The organism is Kribbella sp. (assembly GCF_035655035.1).
Classification (GTDB): domain Bacteria; phylum Actinomycetota; class Actinomycetes; order Propionibacteriales; family Kribbellaceae; genus Kribbella.
The window spans coordinates 1-9,094 of record NZ_DASRVN010000775.1 but is presented as its reverse complement, the minus strand read 5'-3'; the positions used below and the strand labels follow the sequence as shown (position 1 = coordinate 9,094).

General features: G+C 69.2%; 8 protein-coding genes and 1 pseudogene. 6 read left to right on the top strand and 3 right to left on the bottom strand.

All coding sequences use genetic code 11. The features are described 5' to 3' along the window. Positions 1-145: 145 nt before the first annotated feature. Positions 146-1,516, top strand: coding sequence for an MFS transporter (locus VFF46_RS39405; protein ID WP_325042387.1), 1,371 nt, complete (start codon positions 146-148; stop codon positions 1,514-1,516). Here the strand turns inward: VFF46_RS39405 and VFF46_RS39400 are convergent. Further along, complete coding sequence (locus VFF46_RS39400) at positions 1,498-2,424, bottom strand: GNAT family N-acetyltransferase (RefSeq protein WP_325042386.1); 927 nt, start codon at positions 2,422-2,424, stop codon at positions 1,498-1,500. The genes VFF46_RS39405 and VFF46_RS39400 overlap by 19 nt on opposite strands. 118 nt (positions 2,425-2,542) lie before the next feature. On the opposite strand from VFF46_RS39400, the gene fdxA reads away from it, so the two are divergent. Then, the gene (fdxA, locus tag VFF46_RS39395) at positions 2,543-2,869 is read left to right on the top strand and encodes a ferredoxin (RefSeq protein ID WP_012923087.1); all 327 of its coding nucleotides are present in this window, start codon (positions 2,543-2,545) and stop codon (positions 2,867-2,869) included. Between the two features lie 170 nt (positions 2,870-3,039). Here the strand turns inward: fdxA and VFF46_RS39390 are convergent, their stop codons facing one another. Both VFF46_RS39390 and dapD read right to left on the bottom strand, forming a co-directional pair. Continuing rightward, the gene (locus VFF46_RS39390) at positions 3,040-4,011 is read right to left on the bottom strand and encodes a hypothetical protein (RefSeq protein WP_325042385.1); all 972 of its coding nucleotides are present in this window, start codon (positions 4,009-4,011) and stop codon (positions 3,040-3,042) included. Between the two features lie 105 nt (positions 4,012-4,116). Next, a complete protein-coding gene (gene dapD / locus VFF46_RS39385; protein WP_325042384.1) occupies positions 4,117-5,046 on the bottom strand; it encodes a 2,3,4,5-tetrahydropyridine-2,6-dicarboxylate N-succinyltransferase in 930 nt (309 codons plus the stop codon). 53 nt (positions 5,047-5,099) lie between these two features. Between dapD and VFF46_RS39380 the strand changes: the two genes are divergently transcribed. The 4 genes and pseudogenes from VFF46_RS39380 to VFF46_RS39365 all read left to right on the top strand — a co-directional run. Continuing rightward, complete coding sequence (locus VFF46_RS39380) at positions 5,100-5,927, top strand: phosphotransferase family protein (protein WP_325042383.1); 828 nt, start codon at positions 5,100-5,102, stop codon at positions 5,925-5,927. After that, complete coding sequence (locus tag VFF46_RS39375; RefSeq protein ID WP_325042382.1) at positions 5,924-6,817, top strand: NAD-dependent dehydratase; 894 nt, start codon at positions 5,924-5,926, stop codon at positions 6,815-6,817. Before VFF46_RS39380 ends, VFF46_RS39375 begins: the two co-directional genes overlap by 4 nt. A gap of 92 nt (positions 6,818-6,909) precedes the next feature. Next, on the top strand, positions 6,910-7,647 hold the full coding sequence (locus VFF46_RS39370) for a DUF3800 domain-containing protein (RefSeq protein ID WP_325042381.1): 738 nt from the start codon (positions 6,910-6,912) through the stop codon (positions 7,645-7,647). Between the two features lie 177 nt (positions 7,648-7,824). Next, a pseudogene (locus tag VFF46_RS39365) lies at positions 7,825-9,094 on the top strand (glycoside hydrolase family 92 protein); the annotation flags it as partial.

Genomic DNA, 9,094 nt, shown 5'->3' with positions numbered 1-9,094 from the left:
CCGCGACCCCGTCGTCCGGATGCGGCCGGTACTCCACCCGCACCGTCCCCTCGAAGTCCCCGGGGTACTCCGGCCGCTCAATCACGTGATCCGCCATGGCATGCGAGGGTAGCGCCCTCACATCTCAGTGGCCTCACACCGTTCGATGACCGTGCTCATCACTCGCAACCGGGGCGCGGTCCTCGCCGTGCTGCTCACCGGTCAGTTCATGGCCAACATCGACACCGCGGTGGCGAACATCGCCGGGCCGTCGGTCGGGACCGACCTCGGGGCCTCGGCCGGGGCGGTCGGCCTGGTCGTCTCCGGGTACGTCGTCGCGTTCGCGGTGCTGCTGATCACCGGCGCCCGGCTCGGCACGTCTTTCGGTTACCGGCGGACGTTCCTGCTCGGCCTGACGGTCTTCACCGCGGCGTCGCTCGCCTGCGGGCTGGCGCCGGGGATCGGCGCGCTGGTCGGCGCGCGGTTCGTCCAGGGCGCCGGGGCCGCGCTGATGGTGCCGCAGGTGCTCAGCGGGATCCAGCTGCACTTCCACGGCCGCGACCGGCTCAAGGCGCTCGGGTACTTCTCGATCGCACTGTCCGGCGGCGCGGTGGCCGGGCAACTGCTCGGCGGTGTGCTGATCGCCGCGAACCTGTTCGGCACCAGCTGGCGCCCGATCTTCCTGGTCAACGTACCGATCGGCGTCGCGCTGCTGATCGCCGGACGCCGCCTGCTCCCGCCCGAGCTGCCGGGTCGCCGGGACCGCCTGGACCTCGGCGGCGTACTCGTCCTGTGTACGACGGTTCTGCTCGTCATCGTGCCGCTCCTGCTCGGTGCTGAGCGCGGCTGGCCCACCTGGTCCTGGTTGTGCCTCCTGCTCAGCCTCCCGGCGCTCTTGCTCTTCGAGTACGGCGAACGGCGTACGGCTGCCCGTGGTGGCCGGCCGCTCATCGCACGGGAGGTACTGGGCAGCAGCTCGGTCCGCGCCGGGCTGCTCGCTCACGGGTGCACCAGCGGCTCGTACTTCGCCCTGCTGTTCGTACTCGCCCTTTACCTGCAGGGCGGCCTGCACAAGGGTCCGGCGTACTCCGGGTTCGCCATGGTGGTGTGGGTGGCTGCCTTCGGGCTGGCGGGGCCTGTGCTCCCGAGACTGCGCAGGGGAGTGCAGTGGATGCCGGTTGTGGGCTGTCTGGTGCTAGCGATGGGCTACGTGTGCGTGCTGGTGTATTTGATGCTTGGCGGACGTAGCGGGCCGTTGCTGTTCGTTCTGCTCGGTGTTGGCGGGTTGGGGCTCGGGATCAGCGCCAACACGTTGATCGGCGCGGTGACGTCCAGCCTGCCGCCGGAGTACGCCGCTGACCTGTCCGGGGTGGTGGCTACCAACGCGCAGCTGTCTGGTGCGTTGGGGGTTGCTGTGGCGGGCTCTGCGTACACAGCGCTCGCGGCTGACCCTGGGAGGGCTCTGAGCGTCGTACTGGCGGGCTTTGCGGTGCTGGCGGTCGTTGGGGCCGCGGCGGCTCAGCGCTTGGTGAGATAGCGGTACCGGTACGCCTCTTGGTAGCCCAGGCGGGTGTAGGTGGCCATTGCGGGGGTGTTCTCCAGTACGACTTCCAGATAGGTACGGCGGCCGCCCTCGGGGCCTGCCCAACGCGCCAGGCCTTGCAGGACCGCCGTACCGAGCCCACGTCGCCGGAAGCCGTCAACCACGCGAAGAGCGTCTACACCGAGCCAGTGCCCTGTCATAGCCCCACGCCCGACGGCAACCACGCGCCCCTCGAGGATGACCGATGCGAACATCGCCTTGGCCGCCCCCTCGAGTACTTGGGGTGCAACTGCCGGTACTGGGCCCTCGAAGGCAGCGGCGTACCACGCGTCGTCCGGCCGCTCTGTCAGCTGCACGTCGTACTTCGGGGCAGCGTTCACGTGGTCGAGGGTGGTGTGCATGACGAGTACGTCGGACTGGTCCGGGCGGGCGTCCACCCAGCCGAGGGCGCGAATCTGCTCGTCCTGGGGACTGCCTACGCGTACCTGGACCTGTGGCGGTAGCTGGTGCTTGCGGTAGAAGTCCTCAGCCTGCTGGAGCGCCTCCCGGACGGGGACGCCGGGGTCGCCCGTCGGGAGGAGGGAGTTGGCGCGGCCGGTCCAACCGGCGGATGCTCGGAGCAACCAGTGGCCGATGTACGCCCGCTCCACGGCTGGGCGGCCCAGCGCGGCGGTCAGGAACAGCTGCTCGACGTCGACCGGGCGGAGCGGCATCTCCGGGATCTGCTTGGCGGCGGTGATGTCGGCGACCGGGATGTCGTACAGCGTGCTGTCGGCGTGCCGGACGGTGACGAGTTCCGGCGTACCGGACTGCAGAACACCGATCACGTCGGTCAGCCCGCCGGGAATGCGGTGCCGGACGACGACACGGTGGCCGATATCACGGTCACCAAGGCCTGACACGATCCGGACTCCTGGCACAGTGGGCGACGTACTACCGTGATACTAGAGACACCTTGCATCACCGCATCGCAGCACCCCGAATCCCGCGCTGCGCTTGCCTGCCATAGGAGGAGTAGCAGTGACCTACGTCATCGCGCAGCCGTGTGTTGACCTGAAGGACCTCGCGTGTGTCGAGGAATGCCCCGTGGACTGCATCTACGAGGGCAACCGGATGCTGTACATCCACCCCGACGAGTGCGTCGACTGCGGAGCCTGTGAGCCGGTCTGCCCGGTGGAGGCGATCTACTACGAGGACGACACTCCGGAGCAGTGGAAGGACTACTACACCGCGAACGTCGACTTCTTCAACGACCTGGGCTCGCCCGGCGGCGCGTCCAAGCTCGGCAAGATCGACAAGGACCACCCGTTCATCGCAGCCCTGCCGCCACAAGAGCACGACGAGTAAAGAACAAAAAACAAAAAACAGTTGTGAGGGCAGAGCAGGAACACGACGAGTAAGCCCGAAGCAGTTGTGAAGGTCGGGCAGGAACACGACGAGTAAGCGGTTGTGGTCGTAGCGACGGGTAACTGACTCGTTGCGGACAGTAGGGCGTCCTGTGGGGCGCCCTGCTGTTGTTATTGGGCCAGAACGTCTACGTGGACGTGGTCGAGGTGCCTGAGGATCTTGGGGTCTCCGGAGCGCTCCGGTGGGGTGTACTTGCGCCACCCGGCGTCCGACTGCCCGCCCGCCGTCCAGATCTTGTCGCTGAAGATCACCGTCTGGATGTTCAGCAGCTTCGCCCGGGCCACCAGGTACTGCGCGATCGCCCAGCCCTTGGTGGTGTGCGCCGCCGAGATCGGCCGGACGAACACGTCGATCGCCCGCCCGTCGTAGTGCGCCGACCCGGCCATGTGCCCGGTCCGCACCCCGCCGGCCTCGTACCCGCCGGTCGACAGCCTCCCGAACGTCCGCAGCAGATCCTTCCGGACCGCGTCCGCCCGCGGCGTCAGCCCGTTCCTGCCCATCGTCTCCTGCGGTACGTCGGCGCTGTTCACGGTGCAGCTGAACACGCTCTCCGACTGCCCGGTGAGCGCCGACGCCAGCACCCGCGCATCCGCCTCGTGGTCGGCGTACGCGTTCGGGAACGCGCTGCGCTGGACCTTGTCCGCGGCGACCGTGATCGCGAGCTGCTGGTAGTTCTGGATCTTCACCAGCGCGTCGTAGAACCTGCCGGTCGCGTAGTACGGGTCCTGGACCTGTTTCGCCGTACCCCAGCCCTGCGACGGGCGCTGCTGGAACAGCCCGAGCGAGTCCCGGTCGCCGTGCGCGAGATTCCGCAGGTTTGATTCCTGGTACGCCGTGGCGAGCGCGATCGTCGCCGCCCGCGGCGGCAGCCCGCGCCGGACCGCGATCCCGGCGATGATCGCCGCGGACTCGGCCTGCTCGAAGTCGAGCACGACCTGCTGCCCGTTGACCGTCGCGGTGCACTGCTCAGGCGGCGGCAGGATGTTCGCGATCCGCTTCCCGCCGAGCCAGGCGATCCCGGCGCCGATCGCGAGGCTGAGCACGCCGATGCCGCCCAGGACCACGAGGGCACCACGTTTCATCGGCATATCGCTCCAACGTACAGGCGCGGGTGACAGGTTCCTGCCTCACGACGGGATTGACGCGCACAGCCTCGGGCGGGTTGCCGAATTCATACTTTCGGATGGTCAGGCGTTGGCGTGCAGCGCCTCGTTCAGCGTGATCCCCTCGCCCTTGCGCGGGCGGGCCTCGACCGCACCGGTGACCGAGTTGCGGATGAACAGCAGGCCCGGCTGGCCGGACAGGTCGCGGGCCTTGACGACGGTGCCGTCGGGCAGCGTGACCTTGGTGCCGGCGGTGACGTACAGCCCTGCCTCGACCACGCAGTCGTCGCCGAGCGAGATGCCGGTACCGCCGTTCGCGCCGAGCAGGCAGCGCTTGCCGATCGAGATCACCTGCTTGCCGCCGCCGGACAGCGTGCCCATGATCGAGGCGCCGGCGCCGATGTCGCTGCCGTCGTCGACCACCACACCGGCCACGATCCGGCCCTCGACCATCGACGTACCGAGAGTGCCGGCGTTGAAGTTCACGAAGCCCTCGTGCATGACGGTGGTCCCGGAGGCGAGGTGCGCGCCGAGCCGGACCCGGTCAGCGTCGCCGATCCGGACCCCGGACGGTACGACGTAGTCCGTCATCCGCGGGAACTTGTCGACGCTGGTCACGCTCAGGTGCTGCCCGGCGGCGCGGGTGCGGAGCCGGACGTTCTCGATCTCGTCGACCGGGACCGGGCCGAGCGACGTCCACGCGTTGTTCGGGAGGGCGGCGAAGATGCCGTCAAGGTTGACGCCGTGCGGACGGACCAGGCGGTGGCTGAGCAGGTGCAGCCGCAGGTACGCGTCCGCCGTACCGCTCGGGGCCTCGTCGAGCACGACCTCGGTCACGACCACCTCACGCCGTACCTGCCGGAGGTCGTCGTTCCCCTCGGCGGCGACCAGCTCGGCCGGGGCCTTGGCGTCGTCCGGCCGGGACCCGAGCGCGGGCGCCGGGTACCAGACGTCCAGGACGTCCCCGGCAGTCGTAACGGTGGCAAGGCCGAAGCCCCAGGCGTGGTTCGTCATACGCACACCCTAATTCGCGAGCGTCGGGCGACGGAGCGTGGTCTACTTTTCGGATGCTTCCTGGCTGGGTTCCGCGTGCTGTGGTGCTGGAGGCGCTGGCGGCGCCGGGGGAGGATGCGGTGCATTCGGAGCTGCTCCGGCAGTGGGGGTCGTCGGAGGTCAGGCGGCTGTCGTACGGGTTGCGCAGCGTGATCGTGAAGCGCGGGAGCGACGCGCAGGCCGGCGAGGGAGCGGCGTACGAGCGGTACGTCGTACCGCTCGGGCTGCCTGCGCCGGAGCTGCTGTACGGCGCCGACGAGGTGATCGTGCTGGCCGACGTCGGCCGGGTGACGCTGGAACAGGAGCCGACCGCGGACGGGTTCGTGGCGGCGGCCGAGCTGGCGGCGCGGATCCACGGCGGGACCGTGGATGGCGCGTCAGGGTTTCCGCCGTCCCGGGTGAAGGAGCTCGCGGGGCGGATCGACCTGGACCTGGAGCTCGAGCCGCTGGTGGAGGCGCTGGACCGGCTGCACCGGGAGGCGCCGCTCGGGGTCGTGCACGGCGACTTCGTACCGAAGAACCTGGTCACCGACGGCACCCGCTGGACCGTCGTCGACTGGCCGTTGGCGCATCTGGCCCCGCACCTGAGCGACCTCTACACGCTGATCCGGGACGCCGTTGCCGTCGGCTACGACCGCGGTCCGATCGTGGCGCGGTACGTCGAGGTCTCGGGCGCGGACCCGTTCCTGGTGGATCGGCAGTTGCTGGTCGGCGGGGCGTGCTTCTGCCTGCTCGCGTTGACGTTCGTGATCGAGGAGGGCGTCCGGACGATCCCCGGCTCGGAGGACTGGATCGCCCCGCTGCGCGCGGAACTCGCGGACCTGGTCGGACAGTTGTCGTGAGGCTGCTGGTTCTCGGCGGTACGAAGAACCTCGGCCGGCACGTCGTCGAGGCGGCGCTGCGTGACGACCACGAGGTCACCCTGTTCAACCGCGGCCTGACGAACCCGTCGCTGTTCCCCGACGTACGCCGGATCACCGGCGACCGCGCCGACCCCGGCGCACTGGCCGCCGGCGAGTGGGACGGCGTGATCGACATGTCCGGCTTCCTGGTCCGGGACGTGTCGCTGAGCGCCGCCGTACTGCGGGACCGCTGCGGGCACTACACGTACATGTCGTCGATCGCGGTGTACGCGAGCAAGACGGCCGTCGGCATGACCGAGTCCGCGCCGCTGCTGGACTGGCCCGCGGGCGCGCCGGAGGACCACTTCACGATGGACCTCTACGGCCCGTCCAAGGTCCGCAACGAATCGTTGCTCACCGCCACCTTCGGCCCCCGCACCGCCGCCGTCCGCTCGGGCTTCGTGATCGGCCCGCACAACCCCGACTTCGGCAACTGGGGCTGGGCCCTCGCCCACGGCGAACCTCTGGAATGCGCCGCCCGCCCCGACCAGCCGATCCAGTACATCGACGCCCGCGACCTGGCCAACTTCCTCCTCCACCTGACGGCCGACCGAGTCCCCGGCCCCTTCAACGCCGTAGGCCCCACCCAAACCCTCGCAACCCTCGCCGAAACCTGGCGCTCGCTGGTCCCCAACCCACCCCCGATCAACTGGTCCCCAACAGTCGACCGCTTCCACCTCCCCCACAACGGCTCCAACGACGGCACCTTCCACCTGAACAACACCCACGCCCTCGCCAACCACCTCCACCTCCGCCCCGCCCACGAAACCGCCCACGACTACCTCACCTGGATCCAGGCAGGCAACACCCCGCCCGAACCACCCCACTGAATCGGGGCAACCCGGGGCATCGTGGGGCAGATATCCACAGGCCCGTTTCATGGTCCGCCGTACCCATGGGATGACACCTAAGGTGTCACCCCATGTACTTCGAACGACCACTCGTGCGTGCCTACGTGGACGAGACCGGCGACCGTGGTCTGTCGTCGCGCGCGTCCCGGTACTTCGGCATGGTCGCGGTGGTCGTCGCAGACGAGGACGACCCGCTGCTCCGCCGTGCAGTCGCCGAGTGCCGCCGACGGCTGTCGGTGCCGCCTCGCAAGCCTCTGCACTGGACCGAACACGTCAAGAGGTTTCCACGCCGGCAGTTCGTCGCGGGCCAACTTTCGGTTGTCCCAGGAGTGGTGCTCAATGTGGTGCTGGTCGAGAAAGCAGCCGTGGTTCAGGACATCCCCGATCAGGTCGCGTTCTACAACTTCGTGGCGGGCAACCTGCTGCGGCAGGTCCTGCACACGGCGGACGAGTGGCCAGGCGGCAGACGGGACCTTGTCATCACCTTCGGCCACGTCCGAGGCTTCGACCATGCCGAGACTCTGGCGTGGTTCGAGAAGCTCCGGGCACAGGACACGGCTGAGGTCTCCTGGGAGTTGCTGCGAGGTAAGCCGTCCTTCGTCGGACCAGGGCAGCTCGACGGGCTGCAAGCAGCAGACCAGTACTGCGGCATGCTGCGGGCGGCTCTCGAGGCGGATGAGTACGGAGGTTTCGAGGAGCACCACCTGATGGCGGTTCGGCATCAGATCCGTCGGCCCGACGGGTTCGAGGCGATCGTGCTGCCGGAGACGCCTGCGGGCTACCGATGGTGGTTGCCGGGTGGATTCTGAAATGACGAGGCCTTCGATGGACCGGAGCGCCGCACCTCACCGGCGGGCCTGACAGCAGACCTGGCGTTCTCTCCGCGGCCATCGAAGGCCTCGTAGCACCAAGAATAGCAGCAGCTGCTGGGGTCCACTATGGAAACTCCCCGGCCGCGCCGCCGCCGTGCTTCGTAGGATTGCCGGGTGGATATTCAGACTGGTGGTGGGCCGGGTGGGGCTACGAGTTCGCGGGGTGGGTTCGGGAGTGTGGAGGGGACTCGGTACTCGGGGGTGGCCGGTGGGCGGCAGGAGGTGCGGCTGCCCGGTGGCGGGCACACCGTCGCGGTAGCGGATCGGTTGCGGTACAAGGTGTATCCGGAGCTCGACGCGGGGCTGACGTACTCGGCGACGTACGTGGCGGTCGAGGTGGAGTTCGCGGACGGGACGCGGTACGCCGGGACCGATCAGTACGGGAAGCCCGCCGACGCCGCGGGGCAGGGCGACGCGAAGATCCTGTACGCCGACCAGTGGAACGACGTCCAGGTCGACCTGACTGCGGCGGCGGGGCGGACGATCGCGCAGCTGGTGCTGGTCGTCGATGCGCCGGGCAACGGGCCGTTCGCGGGCTGGATCGACGACGTCGAGGTCGGGCCGGCGCCGGTGGAGCCGGACGGGTCGGACCTGGCGGCGTACGTCGACACCCGCCGCGGGACCAACGCCAGCCGGGACTTCTCCCGCGGCAACACGCTCCCGATCACCGCCTGGCCGAACGGGTTCAACTTCGTCACCCCGGTCACCGACGCCTCGACGTACCGCTGGCCGTACGAGTACCACCGCGCCAACAACGCGGACAACCGCCCGGAGCTGCAGGGCCTCACGTTCTCGCACCAGCCGAGCCCGTGGATGGGTGACCGCGACCAGCTCACGGTCATGCCGGTCGCCGCCGCCGAGCCCCTCGGCGACCCGGCCGAGCGGGCCGTCGCGTTCAGCCACGACGACGAGATCGCCCGCCCCGACCTGTACTCGGTCGCGCTCGCGAACGGCGTCCGCGCCGAACTCGCGCCGACCGACCACGGCGCGATCTTCCGGTTCACGTTCCCGGCGGACGCGGCCGGACGGCACCTGGTCTTCGACACCATCGACGAGAACGGCGGCTTCTCGTACGACGGCACCGCGATCACCGGCTGGGTCGAGAACGGGTCCGAGTTCGGGCGGACCCGGATGTACTGCTACGGCGAGTTCTCGGCAGCCCCGACCGGCTTCGGCGCGGCCCGTGGTGGACGCGACAACGCGCGCGCCGCGAGCTTCGACGTACCCGAGGTGACGCTGCGAATCGCGACCTCGTTCATCGGTGTGGAGCAGGCGCGGCACAACCTGGCGCTGGAGCTCGGTGGGTCGTTCGAGGAGATCCAGGCCGCGGCGAACGCGATCTGGAACGAGCGTCTGGCGGTCATCCGTCCGGAGGGTGCTACCC

What these genes read in the sequence shown, in the direction of transcription:
- VFF46_RS39370 (WP_325042381.1), top strand. Translation starts at nt 6,910, where the DNA reads ATGTACTTCGAACGACCACTCGTGCGTGCCTACGTGGACGAGACCGGC.
- VFF46_RS39380 (WP_325042383.1), top strand. Translation starts at nt 5,100, where the DNA reads ATGCTTCCTGGCTGGGTTCCGCGTGCTGTGGTGCTGGAGGCGCTGGCG.
- VFF46_RS39390 (WP_325042385.1), bottom strand. Translation starts at nt 4,011, where the DNA reads ATGAAACGTGGTGCCCTCGTGGTCCTGGGCGGCATCGGCGTGCTCAGC.
- VFF46_RS39405 (WP_325042387.1), top strand. Translation starts at nt 146, where the DNA reads ATGACCGTGCTCATCACTCGCAACCGGGGCGCGGTCCTCGCCGTGCTG.
- dapD (WP_325042384.1), bottom strand. Translation starts at nt 5,046, where the DNA reads ATGACGAACCACGCCTGGGGCTTCGGCCTTGCCACCGTTACGACTGCC.